At 50.1% G+C, this 21,757-nt stretch carries 19 protein-coding genes, 1 tRNA gene, 3 pseudogenes and 1 CRISPR repeat array; of the genes and pseudogenes, 4 read left to right on the top strand and 19 right to left on the bottom strand.

All coding sequences use genetic code 11. The features are described 5' to 3' along the window. Nucleotides 1-9: 9 nt before the first annotated feature. On the bottom strand, nucleotides 10-753 hold the full coding sequence (locus ACZ5EH_RS12705; protein ID WP_464274249.1) for a PilZ domain-containing protein: 744 nt from the start codon (nucleotides 751-753) through the stop codon (nucleotides 10-12). A 92-nt stretch (nucleotides 754-845) separates the two neighbouring features. Here ACZ5EH_RS12705 and ACZ5EH_RS12700 point away from each other — a divergent pair, with 92 nt between their 5' ends. Then, entirely contained in the window at nucleotides 846-1,211 is a 366-nt protein-coding gene (locus tag ACZ5EH_RS12700) for a gamma-glutamylcyclotransferase family protein (RefSeq protein ID WP_464274248.1), read from the top strand. 120 nt (nucleotides 1,212-1,331) lie between these two features. Here the strand turns inward: ACZ5EH_RS12700 and ACZ5EH_RS12695 are convergent, their stop codons facing one another. Beyond that, nucleotides 1,332-1,730: a Ros/MucR family transcriptional regulator gene (locus tag ACZ5EH_RS12695; RefSeq protein WP_464274247.1), complete on the bottom strand. Its 399-nt coding sequence runs from the start codon at nucleotides 1,728-1,730 to the stop codon at nucleotides 1,332-1,334. Nucleotides 1,731-2,251: 521 nt separating this feature from the next. On the opposite strand from ACZ5EH_RS12695, the gene ACZ5EH_RS12690 reads away from it, so the two are divergent. Beyond that, on the top strand, nucleotides 2,252-3,499 hold the full coding sequence (locus ACZ5EH_RS12690; RefSeq protein WP_464274246.1) for an EAL and HDOD domain-containing protein: 1,248 nt from the start codon (nucleotides 2,252-2,254) through the stop codon (nucleotides 3,497-3,499). A 172-nt stretch (nucleotides 3,500-3,671) separates the two neighbouring features. Continuing rightward, entirely contained in the window at nucleotides 3,672-3,809 is a 138-nt protein-coding gene (locus tag ACZ5EH_RS12685) for a DUF3096 domain-containing protein (RefSeq protein WP_464274245.1), read from the top strand. A gap of 216 nt (nucleotides 3,810-4,025) precedes the next feature. Here the strand turns inward: ACZ5EH_RS12685 and ACZ5EH_RS12680 are convergent, their stop codons facing one another. The 3 genes from ACZ5EH_RS12680 to ACZ5EH_RS12670 form a co-directional block, all read right to left on the bottom strand. Beyond that, complete coding sequence (locus ACZ5EH_RS12680; protein WP_464274244.1) at nucleotides 4,026-4,502, bottom strand: chemotaxis protein CheW; 477 nt, start codon at nucleotides 4,500-4,502, stop codon at nucleotides 4,026-4,028. A 100-nt stretch (nucleotides 4,503-4,602) separates the two neighbouring features. Next, a complete protein-coding gene (locus ACZ5EH_RS12675) occupies nucleotides 4,603-5,454 on the bottom strand; it encodes an NAD(P)-dependent oxidoreductase (RefSeq protein ID WP_464274243.1) in 852 nt (283 codons plus the stop codon). Continuing rightward, entirely contained in the window at nucleotides 5,454-6,359 is a 906-nt protein-coding gene (locus tag ACZ5EH_RS12670) for a hypothetical protein (RefSeq protein WP_464274242.1), read from the bottom strand. Before ACZ5EH_RS12670 ends, ACZ5EH_RS12675 begins: the two co-directional genes overlap by 1 nt. 354 nt (nucleotides 6,360-6,713) lie before the next feature. Between ACZ5EH_RS12670 and ACZ5EH_RS12665 the strand changes: the two genes are divergently transcribed. Further along, a tRNA-Ser gene (locus ACZ5EH_RS12665) sits at nucleotides 6,714-6,806 on the top strand. A gap of 536 nt (nucleotides 6,807-7,342) precedes the next feature. On the opposite strand, the gene ACZ5EH_RS12660 is transcribed toward ACZ5EH_RS12665, so the two are convergent. The 14 genes and pseudogenes from ACZ5EH_RS12660 to ACZ5EH_RS12595 all read right to left on the bottom strand — a co-directional run bounded on the left by ACZ5EH_RS12660 (nucleotide 7,343) and on the right by ACZ5EH_RS12595 (nucleotide 21,618). Next, a complete protein-coding gene (locus ACZ5EH_RS12660) occupies nucleotides 7,343-8,923 on the bottom strand; it encodes a cation:proton antiporter domain-containing protein (RefSeq protein WP_464274241.1) in 1,581 nt (526 codons plus the stop codon). 46 nt (nucleotides 8,924-8,969) lie between these two features. Next, nucleotides 8,970-9,272: pseudogene (locus tag ACZ5EH_RS12655) on the bottom strand (outer membrane protein transport protein); the annotation flags it as partial. Nucleotides 9,273-9,317: 45 nt separating this feature from the next. Then, a complete protein-coding gene (locus ACZ5EH_RS12650) occupies nucleotides 9,318-10,589 on the bottom strand; it encodes a TIGR02710 family CRISPR-associated CARF protein (RefSeq protein WP_464274240.1) in 1,272 nt (423 codons plus the stop codon). A gap of 26 nt (nucleotides 10,590-10,615) precedes the next feature. Continuing rightward, nucleotides 10,616-11,746 carry a Card1-like endonuclease domain-containing protein gene (locus tag ACZ5EH_RS12645; RefSeq protein ID WP_464274239.1) on the bottom strand — a complete coding sequence of 377 codons (1,131 nt, stop codon included), beginning with the start codon at nucleotides 11,744-11,746 and terminating at the stop codon, nucleotides 10,616-10,618. Between the two features lie 157 nt (nucleotides 11,747-11,903). Then, a CRISPR array of direct repeats spans nucleotides 11,904-12,386; the repeat unit is 35 nt; unit sequence GTCTTAATCCCTTCTCAAATCAGGTCTATTCCGAC. 257 nt (nucleotides 12,387-12,643) lie between these two features. After that, nucleotides 12,644-12,922 (bottom strand): CRISPR-associated endonuclease Cas2, encoded by a 279-nt coding sequence (cas2, locus tag ACZ5EH_RS12640; RefSeq protein ID WP_464274238.1) that lies wholly within the window; start codon nucleotides 12,920-12,922, stop codon nucleotides 12,644-12,646. Nucleotides 12,923-12,924: 2 nt separating this feature from the next. Further along, the gene (gene cas2 / locus ACZ5EH_RS12635) at nucleotides 12,925-13,200 is read right to left on the bottom strand and encodes a CRISPR-associated endonuclease Cas2 (protein ID WP_464274237.1); all 276 of its coding nucleotides are present in this window, start codon (nucleotides 13,198-13,200) and stop codon (nucleotides 12,925-12,927) included. A 19-nt stretch (nucleotides 13,201-13,219) separates the two neighbouring features. Further along, a complete protein-coding gene (cas1, locus tag ACZ5EH_RS12630) occupies nucleotides 13,220-14,359 on the bottom strand; it encodes a CRISPR-associated endonuclease Cas1 (RefSeq protein ID WP_464274236.1) in 1,140 nt (379 codons plus the stop codon). After that, nucleotides 14,356-14,778, bottom strand: a complete 423-nt coding sequence (locus ACZ5EH_RS12625) for a hypothetical protein (RefSeq protein ID WP_464274235.1) — start codon at nucleotides 14,776-14,778, stop codon at nucleotides 14,356-14,358. The genes cas1 and ACZ5EH_RS12625 overlap by 4 nt, the downstream gene beginning before the upstream one ends. Nucleotides 14,779-15,282: 504 nt before the next feature. Next, nucleotides 15,283-16,490 (bottom strand): annotated as a pseudogene (locus ACZ5EH_RS12620) (IS3 family transposase); the annotation flags it as partial. Between the two features lie 146 nt (nucleotides 16,491-16,636). Further along, on the bottom strand, nucleotides 16,637-17,440 hold the full coding sequence (locus ACZ5EH_RS12615) for a hypothetical protein (protein WP_464274234.1): 804 nt from the start codon (nucleotides 17,438-17,440) through the stop codon (nucleotides 16,637-16,639). Between the two features lie 289 nt (nucleotides 17,441-17,729). Then, nucleotides 17,730-17,942, bottom strand: a pseudogene (locus tag ACZ5EH_RS12610) (transposase); the annotation flags it as partial. Nucleotides 17,943-18,225: 283 nt separating this feature from the next. Further along, nucleotides 18,226-19,335 carry an RHS repeat domain-containing protein gene (locus ACZ5EH_RS12605; protein ID WP_464274233.1) on the bottom strand — a complete coding sequence of 370 codons (1,110 nt, stop codon included), beginning with the start codon at nucleotides 19,333-19,335 and terminating at the stop codon, nucleotides 18,226-18,228. A gap of 301 nt (nucleotides 19,336-19,636) precedes the next feature. Then, nucleotides 19,637-20,059 carry a hypothetical protein gene (locus ACZ5EH_RS12600; protein ID WP_464274232.1) on the bottom strand — a complete coding sequence of 141 codons (423 nt, stop codon included), beginning with the start codon at nucleotides 20,057-20,059 and terminating at the stop codon, nucleotides 19,637-19,639. 143 nt (nucleotides 20,060-20,202) lie between these two features. Then, complete coding sequence (locus ACZ5EH_RS12595) at nucleotides 20,203-21,618, bottom strand: RHS repeat domain-containing protein (RefSeq protein WP_464278296.1); 1,416 nt, start codon at nucleotides 21,616-21,618, stop codon at nucleotides 20,203-20,205. Between the last annotated feature and the right edge of the window lie 139 nt (nucleotides 21,619-21,757).

The following is a 21,757-nucleotide window of genomic DNA, read 5'->3' as shown; positions in this document are numbered from 1 at the left end:
GCTCCGGCTTCAGCGCTTCGCTTCACGCATCACGGCTTCCAAAGCCTCTTCAATGTCTTCTATATCCGGGGAGCTGAAATTCTCCCGTAGAAGAAAACGCCTGCACAAGGTGCCGTGTTGTTCTGCAGAGATATGCGCAAACTTGACGCCCAGGCCGGGTAGCGTGAGCCCTGCCCCCCAGAGCCTGCGCCAGCGTATATGCGCCAGAATAAGGTCGTCGGACGGTAAATCCACCAATTGCAGCCATACCCATTCTTCCGTGGCCAGCCCCTCGCACAACAAAATAAACATGCCGCCTTCCGACACATCGAGACTGCAGGTTCTGATGGGGTGCGCCATCTCCGGATCGTTCTTTGCGGAAATGAGCAGTGGCATATGCAGAGGCAGTCGCACATTGCTGCGTAAGGTCCTGGCCTGAAAGTCCCTACATTGGCAGCCAAAGAAAACATCCGGATCCACCAAGGTCTTCAACGTGACAGTGCCCCCGCAGCGGGGCATGTTGACATGCAGCACGGGAAAGGCCTCGATAAAGCTGTTCAATACATGCTTTTCATGGGATGAGGCGCGCATGAGGCCTATGACATCGAGCACAATCCCGGTGGTTGCATTTTTGTCCAGCAACTCAAGAAGCTCGCGCACACTTTCCGCTTTGATAAGCCTGACACAGTGACGCTCCGCCACTTCACGCAACGGTTCAAGATCTTCACAAAGGCAGATCACCAGCGGCAATGAAGGAAGCTGATCAGGCACCATAGAACCTTTTAGCCCTTCATCTGCAAACGGGCAAGAATCGATAGCAGAAACTGCTCTTGCTTCAAGTGGAACACCTTGGATAGGATAAGCAGATGCATAACGCCCACCATATTCTCTTCGTCTACGGCACCCTGCGCCAGGGGCTGTACAATAATCACTACCTTCACACAGCAGAAGCCCTTGGGACCGCTACGACCCGTGACTTGTATACGCTTTACCAAGGGGCATACCCCTACGTTGCCAAGTCCCCAGCACAGTGCCCCATTCGTGGTGAACTTTTCAGAGTGGACAACGACACCTTGAAGGCAGTGGACATATTGGAAGAACACCCTACCGTTTATTGTCGTGAACAGATCGAGGTTTTGGCGGAATCGGGCGACTCATTGTGGGCGTGGATATACTTTCACCCTGCTCCTGAAGGGCGCATTATTACAAGCGGCGATATTCTGGCGCCATAAAAAAGGGGAAAGCGCTGTTAGCACTTTCCCGTTCATCCGAATACTCTTTGGGAAACGAAAAATTTCTGCGTCGGAAGACTTCACTTTCATATTGAATTGCAGCCAAATGGTGCGCTCCTATCAGGAGCTTTTTTTCTTGCGTTTTTCCCAAAGCTTCATGTCTTTCATTTTTTTACGACGCTCACGTTGCAATCCCTTACAGACAAGGGGCATTCCCTTCTTGTACCCGAAGGTTTCCCTGTATTCCTCTGGAGTGTACCCGTGAGTTGCAAGATGCTTCTTAGTAATGATCTTGAATGATTTACCACATTCCAAGCAGGTGATGGATTTTTCTTTGATGGCCTTCTGGGGATCCATCACTGGAGTAGCGACTTCTTCCGGCATTTCACCGTTTTCGCTTATACCGCGAATGCCTTCGGCCAGTTTGCGAACCATAGAGGTGATTTCTTCCTCTGTCATGTTACGGACACTGGCTTGCGCTTTCACGATCTCCAATGCTTCCTTCAAGTATTCTTCCATAAAATCGCTCCTTTTGTTTTCGGAAGTTACCTATTACACCTACAGTCATTTTAGCGCAACATAAAAAGTATATATATAACGCAAAAAATAATGCAGTCTTTTTCTTGACTGCTTTCAACGTTATAATTGTCCATACGTAATAGTATCAAGTATATTTTATAAAAAAGTTCTAGTTTACCTACAGCAGGCATTTTAAAGCAAGCAGTCTACCTTGCCATTCCCCTGCCCCCTCTTTAGCCAGCAGTAAATCACCTCTGCTTCCCAGCTGGACAATAATCAGGTACCCGGAAAAAAACATACCTGGGCGCTATATATCATATCTGTGATGTTGCCTTATTTACTTTCAGATGACATTTAACATTGCAATCTCTTGGAAGCAAAATACATTAAAATCGGCAACAATCCGCCGACAAGACGTGATTTTGTTTTTTGCAAAAGAATAATAATTTACCTTTCAAGGATATTTCTGCTACGTTTATGTTTCTTTTATTCCTTTATTGGAACTGAGGGGAACCATTATAATGCAGCATGATATCGAAGATCATGGGGAAGCCATATTCGTAGCGCGACAACCCATTTTTAATCGCGACGAAGAACTGTGGGGCTATGAACTGCTTTTTCGCCACAGCGGACAGGCTGGCGTGGCTGTTGTGGCCGACCCTGACCAGGCAACGGCAAAAGTGATTGCCGACGGCTTTGCCCTTGCGTCCAATGGCGTCCCCGCTGACAAACATCTGCTCATCAACTTTCCTGCAAACCTTATTCTGAACGGCGCCTTCCATGCCTTGCCCAGCAAGACCTGCATCATCGAGATTCTTGAAACCGTCGAACCCACCCCAGAGATCCTGGCTGCGTTGAAATCAGGCAAACACCACGGCTACACCCTGGCGTTGGACGATTTTGTAGGACAATCCGGGTTTGAATCTATTCTTAAAATTGCAGACATCATAAAAGTAGACGTCATGGGGCAGTCGCACGACGCGCTTGCCCGGATCACAAAAGATTTGAAACGTGGCAATGCCAAGTTATTGGCTGAAAAAATTGAAGATCGGGAGACTTTTCTTTTTTTGCATAAGCTTGGCTATCAGTTTTTTCAGGGATTCTTTTTTGCCAAGCCCGAGATCATTCCCGGCCGCAAAATATCATCCGGCGCACTGCAAAAGATGCGCTTGCTCCAAGAGTTGAGCAAAGGCGACTATGAGGTGAAGGACTTGGGCGCCATCATCTCCACGGACGTTTCTCTTAGCTACAGACTGCTCAATTATCTCAATTCCGCCGCGTTCGGATTGCGCCGTTCTATAGAGTCCATCAATCAGGCCATAACCATTCTTGGTTCCCGCAGCACCAGGCAGTGGCTGATGGTCGTCATTCTTTCCGACCTGAACCCTTCCGCCAAGGCCGCGGAGCTCAGCCTGCAGAGCGTGCACCGCGCCAGATTCTTTCAGGCTGCAGTAGAAGCAGGGGCGCAGTCGCCCCACTCAAGCGATTCCATGTTTCTCCTTGGCCTGCTTTCCAGGCTGGATGCATTGCTGGGGCATTATATGAAGGATATTCTTGCCAAGCTGCCCCTTGACGAGGGCATCAAGAATGCATTGCTCAAAAAGGAAAACACATTGGGAACATGGCTCTTGTTGGCGGAAGCCATGGAAGCTGCAGAGTGGGAAAAAGCCGAAACCTACCTGAAGGAATTGGATCTGCCCCTGGACAAGGCCGCGACGTTGCATGCCGAGGCGGCTTACTGGGCCTTTCAGTTGTTGCAGTCCAGCTAAGAAAAGACGCGGCAAGCCCGTCTTATCCCTAGTTTATACCCGCCTTCCCCCCTTCCATGGCGTATCCGGCGCATGTATCTTCTTGAGTAGGGACAATCTCGGAGCAACGCCCTACACGCTCCTGTGAGAGGTCCCACCTCATCAAGCCAATTCCATGTAAGGAGGACTGACAATGGCTTTAGACATCAGCTTGCGCCCCCTGTTGGCACTTATTGCGGGGATATTGATCCTGGTTCAGCCCAAACTGCTCAACTATATCGTTGCCATCTATCTGATTATAGTCGGCGTATTGGGCCTGGTAAACATGTAGTACCACTGCGGTGCATCGCGTCGCAAGCTCCAAACGCATTGCACCACGCGCCGTACTGGCAGTGCAAAACGCGCAGCATTGCTTCTGGCAACAAATGCGTTCGGAATTCTCAGCGTAAAAGAGAAGCAAAAGAATGTGGCCGGAAACAAGCATCCGTCCACTGCGATGTAAAAAGCGAGGGCTGTGGCAGAAAGCGGCAGCCCTCGCTTTTTGCTATCAAAGCATTTGCAACTGCTCTTCTTCTTCTTGACTGATGATCTTGTCCAGATCCAGGAGAATGAGCAAACGATTCTCTAGTTTACCAATACCTTTGATGTATTCGGATTCAACACCCGCCACAACAGGGGGCGCTTGCTCCACGGTATCGGTTTTAATGCGCAACACTTCAGAAACCGAATCAACCACAAACCCCACGATCATGCTTCTGATTTCAAAAACAATGATACGCGTGTTCTGATCGTGACTTTTGGAAGCCTTGCCAAAGCGGCGGCGAAGGTCAATGATCGGAATCACTCTGCCACGAAGATTGATAACGCCTTCTACAAAATGCGGCGCACGCGGCACTTTAGTGATTTCCATGGTGCGGATGATTTCTTGAACCTTGAGGATATCCACACCAAATTCCTCGCCGCCCAGCTTGAAGGTCACAAGCTGCAAAAGCTCGTCGCTATGCCGTTGACCTGCCATATCCATGTTGTCCCCCTCCTTTTGGGCGAAGAGCTGTGCGCCGACTGCGCAATCCTTATCTCAAGGAGATATGGCCCAAGTTCTATTGTTTGTCAAAAGTACTTCTTCAGAAAAGCTTGGCAATTGCTGCAAAATCTTCTCTGGAAAGCCCCAAGAGTTTGCCCTGCTCGTACAGAGCCGAAAGCGCGTTGGCAATGGGAGTCTTGGCCCCATTTTCCTGCCCCGTGTCCACGGCAAAGGCCAGGTCTTTTGCCATGTGCTCCAAAGGAAACTGCACAGGATATTCACCGTTGCGCAGCATCGGCTCCTTGCCGGCATAAAGAGCGTTGGCCATGGGGCCGGCCAGCACAGCATGTAAAACCATGTCCCTTTCAAGCCCGCATTTTTCCGCAAAATGGAGCACCTCGGCAAGGGCTGCCATATGCGCCCCTAAAAGTAGATTGATGGCCAGCTTGAGCGTGGTTGCAGCAGGTGGCGCGCCGCAACGCAACACCTTTTTGCCCATGCTTTCAAGCAACGGGTGCACCGTATCCACTGTCGCAGGCTCACCAGCAGCCAGCACCACCAAGGTCCCATCCTCCGCGGGTTTTTTCGTGCCCAGCACCGGCGCCTCAACAAATGCAGCGCCTGCCTGGCCAAGCCGCTCTCCAAGCTCCTTGCTATAGGCCGGGGGTACGGTGCTCATATTCACCACAACTTTAGCGGAGAGCCTCACTTCGGCGCCACCCTGATCGAAAAGCAAAGCGTCCACAGCTTCCGGCCCCGTAACCATCAGAACCAAAACATCCGCAAACGCCGATAATTCCTGGGGCGTTGCTGCAATGGACACCCCATCTGCCCGTAAAGTATCCAGTTTGTCTTGGCTCCTATTGTAGACCATGAGCTCAAACCCAGCCTTGCGCACGTTCAGCGCCATGGCCCGCCCCATGATACCCATCCCCAGGAATCCAATACGCATCACTCCCCTCCTGTGGCTTCGATCTTAAAATCCTTTCGCAAGGAATTCTGCAGTTTCTCAACCTTTTTACGAAGATCGGGCTCTTTTCGCAGTTTCAAAGCAAAACGCTGCACAGCGCTGCTGACAGAACTATGCCCTCCGGCGCCTATTACAGCAGCTATCTGCATAACAGAAAACCCGGCTGCGCGTCGAAGTAAATAAATATAAGCCCCCCTGGCCGGATTGCTTTTCCCTTTTTTTACATCCATCAATTCCGCTGCAGCCACCCCAAACACCTGGCAGACCGCATCGCGCACGCAATATTCCAACCTTTTGGAAGAAGGGGGCGCTTCCTTTTGCAGCCCATCGCGCCCTTTGCCCCTGTGCTCTGCAATGAAGGCGTCACTGCCCAGAATGGTCGGCAAACGCCCCCGTGCATAAAGCGACTTGAATTGAAGGGTTTCATCCTGCGACATGAAGCGCTTGCATGCCTGGCGCCGCTCCGGCAAATCGCCTGGAAACAGGTCGAGAATACACTCTACATCCAGCCATGCAGGCCGATTCCGCTGAAATAAATAACTACGGTAGCTGCTCCAGACATAGTCCAGCCCTGTTGCGCTGCCTTCCTCCATAGGGGCGCGATGCACATGCCGTACAACCTGCGCCAGATACTCCTTTGGCTCGATGAGCGCGGCCTTGTATCGCCCGACAAAAACCTTATCTTTTTCGCCCAGCTTGCGCTTTCTACGCGCATATTGCCCGTTTATCTGGCGTATGACCGCGGCGAGATTTGGCAGACGTGTCTGCACCACCAACTGATAACTCTCGGGCAGCATGACAAAGGCGACCAGACGCACTTGCATGGCTTTGCTGGTGCTGGCAATGGCGCGCAAAAAAAACCGGTAGTCCACCGGATTTGCAAACAAGGGGGCGTCTCCCCCATTTTGCCTGACGTGATACCACGCACCAGGGAATTCTATACGCAAAGGCCTGGACATATTGTAGAGTTAACAAGCAGCCATAAATGGCGTCAAGTACGCCGCCCGTAAACACCCTCATTTACGACCCTCCCCTGTGGTTACACACAAACATTCCCCCCCATCAGCGTTGCACATTTTAAACGCTTCCGCCCCTCCCCTTGAAAGGAGGGCCATCAAAACCACCAGCTACAAGCACTTATTTATGGCAGTCATGTTCCGTTGGGGATTATTTTCTTGACAGAGTTTTCATGCCGCGTTTAATATCCTTGTTTCGGGTGCGCGTGCTGCACATCTGAACAAGGAGAGGTGTCCGAGTCGGCCGAAGGAGCTCGCCTGCTAAGCGAGTATACGGATAACCCCGTATCGAGGGTTCAAATCCCTCCCTCTCCGCCATATTTCCAAGGGCTTACGATGCAAATCGTAAGCCTTTTTTTTGTTTGGGGAAATGCCTTCAAAAAACCTGGCCCCCCACAGGACAGCCCTGTCCGGGTTACCAATGCAAATTGACTGTCGAGCAAAGCACAAACGGCCATTATCCGACCGTTTTGCGGTCAGTGGCATGAGGCGCCCTACACTTTGTGGGCTCACTATCTCCTTAAGAGCCTGCCCCCTTGGGGAAGAAAGCCTGTAACGTAATAGAGGGCATGAGTTTGCCCGAATAAGGGGAGGAGACATCTTACGCTTTAAGAGTCAGAAGCCTTCAAAAACAAAAAACGCGAGATAGCCATGAAATCGCGCTTAACGGCCGACAACCAGCCAATTTCCAGCAGTATTCATCTCCTGCAAATACAAAAAAATGTGCAAATTAAATTATTTACATAAAATACCTATCTCTAGGGAGGATAGGGCGTGATGGCATATCGCTCCCCAAGGCTTAGCAATAAGTATTAGCTACCATTGCTCCTTTGCCGGCAGCGCAACCCAATGAATCATTCGCCATGATCCGGGAGAAGTTCTTGGGCATGTGTGGCAAGGCCCTCCCCTGCGGAACCAAACAGGTTGTAGGCCATGTCGGCTCCTGCCTCGAGAATTGCCCTGACCTGGTCGTCATATTCGGCCGTGGCGGCGATGTGCCCCTTGTAGCCTTGTTCACGCAAATTTTGCAGGAGGCACATGTTGGTTTTGTGGGCCATGGTCAACAACACGAGCCGCACGGAATCACTTTTTGTCACGCAGGCCCAGGTTTGCGGGTCCCCGGCGTCTCCGAGTGCAGTATGGCGGCCGGAGCTGTTATTACGAGCAACCACGTCCGGGTTGAAATCCAATCCCATGACGCTCGCTTCGCCAGTCTGCTGGAAGTGGTCGTAGGCGCCGCTTCCCACCCTGCCCATGCCGAAAATCACGATCTCGCTTGCAGCTGGGGGCAACAGGGTTTCTTCAGGATGAAACACCTGGGGCTCGAAACGCTTAAACCAGGCTTCCCAGCGTATGGACAAGTCTGCAGCAAGCTTGTTGACCGGAGAGGCGATGATGAAGGAAAGTGAGACGGCGATGGCCAATATTGTCAACCATTCCTGACCGAACCACCCCAGTTTGACGCCAAGAGCAGCCACAATCAGTCCGAACTCGCTGTAGTTGGCCAGAGAAAAGGCAGTGACCAGTGAAGTGCGACCGCGCAAGCCGAAACGCTGCAAGGGATATACGTAGAGCAGAGTCTTTAGCGGAATGAGCAATAGCAGCCCGCACGCGATGGCAATGGTCGTCATATCCGGCGCGCCGGCAAGGCCGATATTCACAAAAAATCCCACGAGGAAGAGATCCTTGAAGGAGAGCAGCGCGTTGGAGACCTCGTTCGCCTTGGGATGCGTTGACAACAGTACCCCCATGATCAAGGCTCCGAGATCGGGCTTGAGTCCGACCATGTCGAAAAGCTCCGCGCCGACCAACATTGTTGCTGCCAGCGCAAAGAGAATGACCAGCTCCCCATGGCCGCAGCGGTCCAGCATTCGAGAGAGGGCATAGCGAATAAACGGAAGCGCAGCCAATAGCACCAGAGCCCAGGCAGAGGGAGTTTTACCTGAAAAGAGCGTCATGAACAGGACCGCGAAAAGATCTTGCATGATCAGTATGCCAATGGCGATCCGACCATGCAATGAAGCCATTTCGGACTTCTCTTCCAGGATTTTCACAGCAAAGACGGTACTGGAGAAGCTCAAGGCAAAGGCAAGAATAAGGCGGTCCGGGAAATCCAGGGCGCTGAAAATTGAAATACTGCAAAAGCTAGCTGCGTACAATGCCAGGTTGAATACGAGGGTGCTGACGAGGATGTGGATGCAGGCCGTACCGTAGATTTCAGACCTGAAGAAGGATTTCAGCTTCAACTTGAGGCCAATACTAAACAGCAGCAGGATTACGCCAATATCGGCAACCCGCTCCAACGCCGCCCCTCCTTGGATGCCGAAGGCGTGCAGCGAAAAACCGGCGATCAGGAAGCCGACCATCGGGGGGAGCCCCACCTGACGCACCGCAAAGCCAAGAATGAAGGCTGCTGTCAATAAGAGTGGATCCACGTCGTCCTCATGCTCTCTTTAATTTCAGTGCCAAGTTTTTTCGCCATCAGAATTTCCAGCTCAAGTTCAATCCAAACGAATTGGCGTAGGTGTGGTTTGTCCCTGAACAAGAGCCCGAAAGAGATCCGCTGTTCTGGTCTTCATTTCCGGGATCGAAAAGAATAAGCGTGTAGTTCACCCCAACTGCCAGCAGTTCAGTAACGTCGTAAACCATACCTGTCGCAAGATGATAGCTGCTATTATCGATATGCGTGGCAGTGCGTTCACCATTGTCTACAGAACTCGTATCGTATGCAGCGCCCAAGCATAGCACCAAGTATTCAAGCGCTTTATACTGCATGCCCACGGCAAAATGCCACGTGGCATTAGCAAAGCATCTTCATTTCATGCATCTTTACCACGCAATACATCCAAGCTCTTCTACATTCAAAACAGGAAATCCATGCAACTCTTCAAGAGAAATGCCTAAAAAGTCCAAGGCAATCGTGACCATTTTATTGTAGGTATCCTCACTTACCGGCTTAAAACCATGAGCCAGCAACGAATCGTTGCGGATATTCAGAAGGTCTCTAAGTTCTTTTTCCCGTGCAGCAAATCGCTCCCCTAAATCATCCCCCAGGTGTTGCAGCAGCGAATAACTGCGAAATAGAGGCAGCTTCACTCTGCCATCACGTCCATCTGTGCACTTCTCACCCAACTCAAGTCTAAGATCAGCGTCTTCTATCCTGGACAGGTCAAGGTTACCGCTGTCGAGATTCCAGCCCTGCTGCAAACGAATCTTGGCGACCTTTTCTATCGCACTGTAGAGTCTTGCAACAGCGTCGTCATAATGATGCTTGTCATGTGCCCGCCTAACGGCGTTTGCAACTATATCTCTGACCGTCGCCTGGCCCCATTCCCCTCCAGAAAACTCCTTTACCAGGAGAGTAAGCTCCTCAAAGCTGTTTTGCATGTGCCTCAGCAGCCCCTCCAAGGCAGAGTTGGATCTGAAGACGAGCATTTTTTCAAGGGCGTTTTGGGCATTTCCTATATAATTTCGAGCCTCTTTGTACTTGAAGGAATCCCAATGGTAATACCCGAGCGCCACTGCCTCCATTGCCTTGAACAACGGCTTCAAGCCCTCGGCCTTTTCAGCGGCATCCCTTGCCAAGGCTGCGGCAGGACGGAAATGTTGGTTATTGATGAGGATAGCCAAGTCTCGCAAAGTGTTGATCGCCAGCACATCCCATGGATTGGCAAGGGTAAGTTGTACCTCATGCCCGTTTTGGACAATACCAAGCCCCCCCTTGTCCCTGAGGTCCCCCCCTATATAGGAGTAGTTGCTCCCGCGCCCCAACAGTGCAAGGACAACAGCAGCAGACATGGTTTTGGTTCCTCCGGTGTAGTCCCCATGGACATCGCCGTAGCCAATACCCCACATGGCCATTATTTCAGGAACCCTTTTCAAAAGCTCTTTCACGCAAAGAACAAGGTTTTCCTCATCAGGAGTAGTGACTATTTCGTGGTCCTCCGGCGTGTGCTCCAACTGGGGTTCGACCTTCTCGCGCACCACCTGCCTTGATTGCCTTGAAGTAAAATAGATAACATACTTTGGTTTATGTATGTTGATGGAATTAATGACGGGGGTTTCTGAGCCCCCTACAGAGATAAGCAGGGCCTGCGCCATTTGAACTTCTCCATTTGTTATGAAATTCAGGACTGTTTAATACAATTTTCGATGCGGGCTTGCAGATTGTTGATCTCGCCAGCCTGGACAAGATCTATGCCCCACTTTTTACAACGGGCTTTTTGCGCTTCACGCAACCTCATGTAGCTTACAAACATTGTCTTGCCATACACACCGCTCAATTCCGGCTTAAGCGCACTGAGTTTGTTGATCGCGTTGTCTGCCAGCCCCTCATCTTTGCCAAAGAACCTGGTTTTACATTCTATGATGAACAGCCTGTTTCGCGCAGTGAAGGCAACATCCAACTCGTTAGTCACCCCAGTCTCACTCGTAACGGTAATATTTGCAGCCAAATCCCTGATTTTCTTTTCATGTAGCAGTTTGCTGCACACAGCGTATACATGCAATTCCAACCAACCACCGTTGACAAAAAAACGCTCTGCCTCGCCAGGAAAGGTGATGCGACAGTCAGAATCCAGGTTCAGGAAGCCACCCTCCTTGAAAAGCCCCAGAATTTCCATGAAGGCGTCCCACTTCAGGTGCTTGGTGTCCACCGTCACCGACAAATTTCTTTCGGCTTCCCGCGCGTAATAATTGAGCGTACGCAACGGTTCTCCAAGGTTTGAGGAATGCTTGACCAAGTGCTCCGTCAATGCCCGCGTCTCGCGGTGCAGCGGGTATGTGTCCTTCTTGACAGGGGTGTAGCCATAGGCTCTGAGACAATCGTCAACTTTCAAGACGTCCTGCAGCGGTGAATCTTCACTCTGCGGTAACAGGGTTATACGCCTGTCATTCTTTGTATCGATGTAAAAAATCTCATTTACATTTTCCCGGCAGGCCTCAAATGCACCAAGCGCCATAAGCTTGGTGCCGCCGGTGACATTCAGTCCGATGCGTTTCCCATCATAAGCGGCCAAGGCATCAAGTGTCGCCTCGCAAATGTTCTGAAAGTCCCATGCGGAAATATCCCGTCTGTCGATGGAGATACCAAAACGCTTACACATCCTTGCGATTGTTTCAAATTCCTGCCCCATATCCGCTGAAACAAGCAGAACCACTGTATCCGGTCTTGTTGCCGCATCCAGCAAGGGCAATAAATTCGGCAGCAGCTGCTTCGAAAGGAGACAGCAATGTATCTCTATAGCTCTTGCTCCCACAAGAATCCCCTCCCGCCTTCACAACAAACTGTAATTTTGGAGACTTTTTTTTACACCATATCCGGTACGCGGCGCATGTATAGTACCATTGAACCATCGATCCACACAATCGGAGACTGGACTCATTTTTCCAAGCGCAGGCTTCCCAGTACTCCCCGTCGCAATCCCTTCTCAAATCAGGTCTGTTCCAACGTCGCCGTAGACGAAGCCGGAGCCGGAGCCGGAGCCTCTTAATCCCTTCTCAAATCAGGTCTATTCCGACTTCTGCAGGGCCAACACGGCCCGGCTCTGCATAGATGAAAGTCTTAATCCCTTCTCAAATCAGGTCTATTCCGACTTTTGCGTAGAGTGCGGCAGGGAAATGTCTTACGGCGAGTGGTCTTAATCCCTTCTCAAATCAGGTCTATTCCGACCGATGCCGTGCGCATCGTAAAGCCGACTTACGGCGGGGTAGTCGGGTCTTAATCCCTTCTCAAATCAGGTCTATTCCGACTCACCCATGAGCGAGGAAACATGTGGGCTGGGGGGAAGTCTTAATCCCTTCTCAAATCAGGTCTATTCCGACTTATGCCTTCACGCGATCTGGAAGTAAACTTCCGGCAGACGTCTTAATCCCTTCTCAAATCAGGTCTATTCCGACAGCACCCCCTTGATGAGCTTTCTTTTCAGCATATTACACCCCCTTTTACGCGAACCTACAAGATCAGCCCATACATTGTCTGCAAAAGTACCGTTCTCAACACCTAAATTCATTTCTATCATATGGATATTCCTTGTCAATCTGTCTCTGCGGGAACCTCAGAAACACTCTCATACCAATTCTCATATTTTCAATATATTACAGAAAAATGCCTTTTTGCGCCTTAGGTTCCCGCAAGAACGGTTCCCCCCTGAACATCACAACACCAGATACTCTCCAGCCACGCCGGGCATGCCCCCAATACCCAAAACCACGGCACGCTGCAGGCATTTCTCGCATAGCGGGTAATACTTCACGCCATCAAATTCCTTGTTAATCACCTTTTCCACTCGCCGCTGCATCATATCACTGTGCAAGGGGCTTAGCGCAGCTTCAAAGATGGAATACTGCACCCGCTGTCCATAGTCCTCCATAATCTTCGCCACCCGCAGCAAACGTTTTGAATCTGCTATGTCGTAAGCAATTATCATATACATGGCTACACCACCTCGAAGGTTCGCGGCAAGATAACCACCCCCAGCCCTTGAACCTGCACCTTTCTGGCACACCGGTCACAAATGCTGTACATTCTGATCGAGTCCGTCTTTTCATCAATCAGTTCTATCCCCTTGGCCACTATACGCCGCTGCACCTTCGCGTTCACCTCACACTCAAAAACAGACTTCTGCGTATTCAAACCCATTTCCTTAAGATATTTGTGCAATTTCATCCTGGGCTTGTCCTTGACGATATCATACGAAACAATAGTCAGCATACAGGCTTTCCTCCTTGGTTCATCTGAGCAACAGGGGGTGATACTCAATGGCCTCCCCCTCCACCACACGACGGTAAAGACGCGCCTGAAACACCATGGCCTGGGCGTATGTCAGTCTTTCACCCGCCAATACGTGATGAAACTCCGTATCCATTTTCTTCTCATATGCAGTGATCACGCGCTTGAGCGCATCCGACCGTAACCGCAATGGATGCTTCCCATCGCTGGATGCAGCGGTCTGAGGCATAGGCTGCTCTAGCATGTCAAAGGCGTCCTTGTCTTCCGGAACATCCATGCCATGAAGAGGATCGACGCTTGCAGCATCAACCCTGTCACGGGTGGTGCTGTCCTCCTGCTGCGGTCGCAGTTCAAGAAAATCACCCTGTTCCAGGACACCGAGATTGAAAAGTGACAGGGTCAGGGCATCTGCAACGATGGGGCGGAACTCTTCCACAAGGTCGAGAGGCAGAGCGTTTCTTCCATATTCAAGATCATGAAGAACCCCCGGCGCTGGATCCAGCCCTGCCTGGCGGATTGCAGCATACATACGATTTATGCAGAAAGTGTATAAAAGGGAGAGTACGCTATTCACCGGATCAGTTGGGGGGCGCCGCACCCTTTTGCGAAAACCAAAATCACTGGTAAAGCCTGCTCCAAGCACACTAAAATAGCGTCTTGTGGCTGCGCCTTCTATCCCGCGTAAGGATTCCAGGCTTTCGACCTTCGGTATGGCATCGGCCTGCTTTCGTATTGAATATGCCGCCTCCCCGGCTTCTTGGACTTTGCGTGCGCGCCGTATCCGCATCAACAGCGTGGCCATATTCAGCAGCTTGCCCTGCACTATCCCCCCAGCCACCCGCAACCTGAAGACAGCATCATCCGTCAGGTAAAACTGGCGTTTTCGCAAAGCTACATTTTTGGGCGCAAGATTTTCCAAACGCCCCCTATAGCGACCGTCTCGACGCAGGAAAACGGTATCCACACCCTCGCGCATAAGCGTGGAAAAAGCCTGGGGAGTAAGGCTTACATTGCCGTAAAGCACCAGTTGTTCAAGCCTGTGAGGAAACAGAGTGTGATAGGTATCGCCCTCTTTTTTCACCAGCAGATGCCTGCCCTCAAGAACTATTCGCGCTCCCTGGGTGGTGACGTGCACAATCATGTTCCGCCTCCAGGGTCGCATGGGACTTCTTCGCCATAACGACGCCAGAGGTGCCTTCTGGCTGCGATATGCCGGCGAACCAGATCGGAAAATTGCAGTGAACGGCCCCTATCCGTATCCGCACCACAGTGGCAGCAGAAGACCTCTTCTGGAAGATGAATAAAATGGGCATCACAGTCACACGTCCACAATCCCCCTGCGAGGGCCAGCGTACCCACCTTGCCGTGGCGGATGTACCAGGCAACCTCATAGCCTCTCGCCACCTCGTCCAGGCGCCAATCGTTTGCCCGGATGATAGCCATTTCAGCATCGCCAAGTACATCTCCCACTGCAGCAAGATGCAAAAGGAGCGTATTGCAACAATCTGTCATGGCATACAGCCGGAGCGGTTTGACTTTATGATTGGAAACTTTTTGCATGTCCCGCCCCTTGGTCGTCTTGCGACGCATTCATGCAATAATCCTGACATGGATCGGCCTTAGACGTTGTGAGCAAACCGTTCAGTGCGCATTGTCCCACCCCTAACTTACACATCACCGGGTGCGGCTGATAGTGGCGGCATTTGCCGCACGAATGACTACGTACAGACACTGAAACACCCTCCTGTCTGTGCCGCCGCTTGCAAGAGGCGCGACGGCTTCGGCCTCACTCTTTTCATTAAGGGAAGGCGAAACGCGTCACCACATCGGCAATGTTTCCGTGTGCAAGAAATATCGTGGGGGAGATTGTATTCGGTCGGGAGGGGAAAAGGCTTAAGACACTGGAAAAAACCTTTACGGGCGGGAGTGGAGTTGCCCCCGCTAAACCGGACACCCCAGTTATTGTTCCGCCTCCGGGACGCTGCCTCCGACGAGCTGCACTTTGGCCCATTCTCGGCAGCGACCCTCCGGCTCTGCCGTGCCTTGGTCCACTGACTCCATGGACCTGATATATTCCCGTGGTGACATCATCTTCAGCCCCTTGTGGGGGTGGTTCTCGTTGTAGTCTTCAAACCAGCCTCCGAGGGCTGCCATGACGCTCACTGCATCAGGTCGCTCATTGACCTTCACGTAATCCCTTCGGAAAGTCTTGATGAACGATTCCGCCATGCCATTGCTCTCCGGGCTTCTCACGGGCGTAAACTTCGATACCAGGCCAATCTCAGCCGAAAACTCCACCGTCTCCTTTGCCGTGTAGCAGGAGCCGTTGTCGGATAGCCATTCCACCCGGTACGGTGCCGGGGTTCCGTCGAAGCGCTTTTCCACGGATTCAAGCATCAAGTCGCGGATCATTTCCCCGGAAACGCCCCCGGTCGTGGCGACATGACACATGACCTCGCGGTCACGGCAATCAAGGGCGAAGGCGACCCGAACCGACTCGCCGTTGTCGCAAGCAATCTCGAACACGTCAGAACTCCAGCGCACATTGCGCTTCAGTACGATGACCTTGCCGTCATGAGGCCTGTCAGCGCGCTTGCCGGTATGCCTTGCGAGCAGCAGGCCATTGAGCTTCATTATGCGGTAGACTCGTTTGTGGTTTACCGGCGCCAAACCCCGCTGACGAAGCCGCCTGTTGAGCACCGCACAGACGCGGCGGTAGCCGTAGGTCAGGCGTTCGTCGATGATGTCCCGTATCTCAGGCAACAGCCTTTCGTCTTCTGCCTTTGAGTACCTCGGGGGGCGCATACGGGGCTGGCCTGCCAGGCGATCATTCAGTCTCGAGCGTGAAACGTTGAGTGTATCTGCTATGCGCTTCACGGCGTATCGTCCTTGAAGGGCAACTGCGAACGCGAGATCAGTTTTTTTTCGCGAGCAGCCTCCAGGGCGTCCTTGAGTATTTCGACCTCCATGGTCTTGCGGCCGAGCAAACGTTCAAGCTCACGAATCCGTTTCTTCATGTCCCTGGCCTCAGACGCGCTGATCACCGAATCGTCGGATTTCACGGCAACCATGCCCCCTTCGCTCATGAGTTTGCGCCATCGATACAGCAGACTTGGCGCAACACCGTTCTTGCGGGCAACGTAAGAGACCGTCATACCAGGATGAAAGGACTCCTCGACGATGCGCATCTTCTCCTGGATGCTCCAGCGCCTCCGCTGCACCTCTGTGACAACCTCTACCCTGTACCTCTCGTTAGCATCAGGTCTGGTCATAGTGCTAGACCTATCTCCTATGCGTTTGCGAGGTGTCCGGTCGAAATGGGGGCTACTTCAATAAGAAAAAGGCAATAATTATTCAATTAACCACCGGGGAGACAGCGTGCTAGGTGAAGACCGTCAATGTATAATTAGATACATAGCTATTCCTTCTGCATCTCAAGCTTTAATTTTACATAGTCAAGCAAATCACTTTCAACGTTATTCAAATTCCTATATCTTGAAAGCTCGCTAAAGTAATATTCTGACTTCTTAAAATAAGCAACCGTATCAAGATCGTTATTTTCCGCCAATTGAACATAATTTAATGCAAGCATACTATAACATTCAATACAGTAATCTTTATTTGTCTTTCTATTGAGAATCAAAATGCTTTTCTTATATTCCTCTGACGCATAAAAAACTCTAGCAACAGAAACACCATAATCAAAGTAATAACCTGGCATTGCATGCCCTACAATCGCACTCCCAGATATTGCTAAAAGAAAAGATGAAGCAACAGATAGAATCGAAGGTATGAATTTTTTTGAATACCGAAAGATATAAAGAAAAATAAAAGCAGAAGTGAAAAATGAAAAAGCAATGAAAAATACATATGGTACAACTTCATTTACTAAAATATTATAAGCCATAACTATTAAATTTTGAAAAATGCATGCAATCCCAAAAAACATACACGGCAACTTAAGCACATCATGTTTTAATTTTACAAAGAAATACCCAAAAAAATACAATGAAAAAACAAAAATACCAATATAAATTAAGTCAACTGCAACATATTCAATAGTAATAGGAGCGACGCTCCACGTAATTTGTACTTCATATACATAGTACAACTCTACATAATACATCAATAAAAAAACAAAAATAAACAACATAAAAACAAATACACATTTAAATTGTTTATTTATATAGTTTATTATAAAGAGACGTTGCTTTTTTTTCAATTTTAGTCCTTACAAAACTATTTTATGAGTCTAGCTTAAAGGCAATCAGCTACCACTGGCTGAGCCGGTGAGATAACGATGCCCCCTCGAAGGAGGCTAGCCCTACGGAATTTTTTCACTTGGTCATCTTCTTGCCTACATCTTGTAATGCCAACTGTTGAGCACGTATCTCGTGTTCATTTTGTTTGCGTATGTACTTCTGACAAGCTTCATATAAACCAAGGAATTAACGGAGGGCCAACGAGCCCCAAAAGAGATAGCCTGTCAGATTTTTAATTCTTCTAAGGCATCAGCGATGGACAAGTATCGCAGACCTTCTCTTCAATTTGCTGACGGCGTTAGTAATACTATATTTTGGCGGTATGCCCATACACATATAAGCGTTGTCAATCAAAGCATGCTCCTCTATCAGTTGCCCTCGCAATTCCCGAAATATTGTACCGATCACTTTTCGCAGTCTTCCGAAGATCACTTCCTTCTGGTGTTTTGTGATAAAAAGGGCATGGTGCCGACAATATCACTTACTTGAGCTTGATTTATCCATCCCTTCATAGGCCTCTCCAAATCCTTGGCGAGTCTGATTTTTTGAAAATTGCAAATTCGAATCGATCTAATCTCTAAAGGTAAGGCCGCCGAGGGCGGTGGTTTAACTGTTGTAACTATGACAATCACAGCTGTAGTTCTTGAGTAAAAAATGATATTTTAAGTCCCCAACGTGCGTGACGTAGGTTTGAGTTGCACTTAGTGAATACTCCCTTGGCTAAATTCGGTGGAATATTTACTATCTATTTTCCTAATAAATGCTTATCTCCCTCATATGTAATTCTATGATCATTAAGCCACCTCCTCAGTCTATTTTCAGACTTTCTAAACTCCCACACTTCTTTTAAACATTTAGCGATACAATCTTTCTTTTTGGGAGGGCATTCACCTCTCCCCCCTGATTTAAAACCAAATTCCCTATCGCAACTATCCAAACAATTTTCACGCATCAGGACACTTGCTTTATGTAGTTCATCAGCGTTCTTTTGAATACTCTCAAATTTTTCAATATAAGCTTGTTGCATTGCGTTCATAACATCGTCTTGAATTTTAGCGCTGATTGCTTCTTCAATCAACTGCCCAAAAAAACTTAACAATTGTGAATTAGTGCCATCCAGGTCTACATAGTTGACAGGATCCCCACCACAATACCCATATAGATCGCTATCGCCCCCACCAAACCCAATCGGATCCTTGGCCGTCCATCTCCCAACCTCTGCGTCATAGTCCCTGAACCCAAACCGCACCAGTCCGGTGTCGGCGTCATACAGTCCCCCAGCGAAGCCGAAGGGCACATCCAGAGCCGAATTCGTATCCTCCAGCACGTTGCCGAAGGAGTCGTATTCAATCAGCTTCACGACTAGGCCATTGGCGTCTGTCACGGCGCGCAGGGAGCCCACTTGGTCGTACGCCAGGTAGTAGGTCTGGCCGTCGGCTGCCATGGATACAGGCAAACGGCCATCGGCGTAGTTGAAGCGGTATTTCAAAGAGCCGTCGGCATTGAAGACAGCCAGGAGGCGCGTGCGCCCCAGCCATAAATACTTTTCAACAATAGTTCCGTCGATCTTTTTGGCGGCGCGGCGGCCAAGGGCGTCGTTCTCGTATTCCACCAGGCGGCCGTCGGGCAGGTGCACCGAGAGCAGCTCGCCCGTGGAGGCATAGGCATACTGCGTGACGTCCGCGCCGGTGGTTTTGCTTTGCAGGAAGCCGTCAGCGTCGTAGGTGTAGCTGGTGTCGCCGGCGCTCTGCAGGCGGTGGTCTTCGGCGTAGGCGTAGGCTTTGTCCGCCACCCCGCGCAGGGCGTTGGTCTCCAGGCTACGCGCACCGTTTTCGCCATATGCGTACGACTCCACACTCCAGGAAAGGCGGCGTTTCCACCAATGGCTATGATTGCTCCTGCCTATTCACTTTTTCGTATTGAAACAAAACAGTTCACTGGATTAATATTCAGTCTTTTAAGCTTAACATGCAAGAATACCAAAGGATTTTTAATGACCAGAGCTAACTAAGGTATGCAAAATTCGACACAAACGCCATCAGAGTCCACCGAGCACAGCTGAATGATGACATAAAAGAGTAGCATAACGACACAACTTTCAGGGATAGTATGTTGAATTTGCATTATTATTTTTTCTCGTCATAGTGAAAAGAAAGTTATATTTTCCCAAGTTCTTTAAAAAATGCATGTGCAGATTTATCAAGAGAATTGAATACTATATTCGCCTCCTCAATCAAATCCAGATCATCGAATTCTATAAACACATAAGAAGGTTCAAATGTAATTTCTAAAGTCATACGCAATATCTCCCTCCAAAGTTTATGCTCAATATCAATTGTAATTTGATGTGGAGAGAGCTTACATAACGTACTCCCTTTGCTTGTCGATTTAAGAATAAGTTTTGAAAAACCATATAATGAGACAAAATCATCGCTAACAACCTCAATTGTGCAATCTTTTTCCATGCCTAGGCAATGCAGCTTGAGCATAAGATGTAGAAAATCTAATGGTTCCCCAAACCAACACAAATTCGGCCCAGGCTCGCCGAATGCAAGATTAGGGGTTAATTCTATAATCATGATATCTCCATTGGCATGACTGAAATTGGTACATCTCGCCATCGCATATTGTTTCCAGGGGGCTTATAGTCCCAATGTGGAGTCTTATGATATTCGTCAGGTCTATGAATTCTCCATTGTCCCCCCTCTCTATCAAAGAGTGATTATTCTCCACGCTCTTTAGGTTTCTTTCTCGTCGGATCGCCTTCCTTATAAGGACCTAAATCTTGCCTTGGAGGAGTTGGCCACGTTGAAGTATCCCCCATATCGATGTCATCCCATTTTATATTCTGAGAAGGCATAATTGGACAAGCAGGGTCAATCAATGTGTCAGGAGTAACAGGAGTTGCTCGAGGGACTGCAGGAGAAACAGGGCGAGGCAAGAAGACTCGCGGCAGGATTATAGTGTCACCGCCAAGAAAAAAAAGACCAAGTGGATCAGTGTAGATTGCAGGAGAATTATCAACAAACCCATACAAATCACTATCACCTCCGGCAAAGCCAATGGGATCCTTAGCCGTCCATTTGCCGACTTCTGCGTCATAGTCGCGGTACCCAAAACGCACCAATTCAGTAGCGACGTCATACAGTCCCCCAGCGAAGCCGAAGGGCACCTCAAGCGCAGGATTCGAGTCTTCCAGCACATTGCCGAAGGAGTCGTAGCTCACGGTTTTTATCACCGCGCCATTCGCATCGGTCACGGCGCGCAGGGACCCTACCTGATCGTAGGCCAAGTAAAAGCGTTCGCCGTTGCTTGTCATTGCCACAGGCAAACGGCCGTCGGCATATTCGAAGCGGCATTTCAAAGAGCCGTCCGGGGCGTAGGTGGCAAGCAAACGCGTGCGCCCCAGCCATAAGTACTTCTCTATTAGCTCGCCATTGAGGTATTTCGCAACCCGTCGCCCCAGTGGGTCGTGGCGGTATTCAACCACGTCGCCAGAGGGCATCTCCACGCGTTTCAGTTCGCCACGGCTGGCGTAGGTATAATTGGTCGTACCGTTAGCGTCGGTCTTGCTGGTGAGGTAGCCGTCCGGATTATACACATAGCTGGCGGTTCCGGCCGTCAGCAAGTGGTCTTCCGCGTCGTACGTGTAGTTGCGGTTGCTGATGCCACGCCGCGTATTGGTCTCGGTCAGGCGCTCCCCTTGGGGGCCGTAGGTATAGGCCTCCACCACGGCGCCGTTGAGCTGCACTTCGGTCAGACGGCCGAAGGCGTCGTAGGCGTATGCGTAGGCGAATGTCTCAGCGCCAATGGTCTCGGTCTTGGCTGTGATGCGCCCCACATTGTCGCGCGTGAGGGCGATATCGCCTATGACAATACCATTGACCGTCAGGGTCTGATGCTCGACCTCGCCATAGCCGTTGAATTCACGGGAAATGCGCGCCGCGCCGTCATCCACGGCAAGGGGCAAGCCATTTTGTTCGTCGCGCTCGATGCTGAAGTCGCCGGACTGGATGAGCAGCCGGTCATCATCATATGCTAAAGCACTCTCGCCCCCTGCATAAACAATTGAGATGAGCTCCATGGTATCGCTGTAGCCGAATGCCAAATGGGCGTTGAGCTCACCCCCTTGATCCAGGGCGGTGAGGAGCGGGCCGTCATACTCGAAGGAAAGGAATTCATCGCCCTGGGTGATGGAGCCGATCTTTGAGGAACAGAGATAGGTGAAATCTATGGGGCAAAAAAAGTATTCATGCTGACCTTATTTTAAGCAAAAT

Source organism: Desulfovibrio biadhensis, assembly GCF_055388615.1.
The sequence above is the reverse complement of the archived record's forward strand: the minus strand, read 5'-3'. Positions and strand labels throughout refer to the sequence as shown.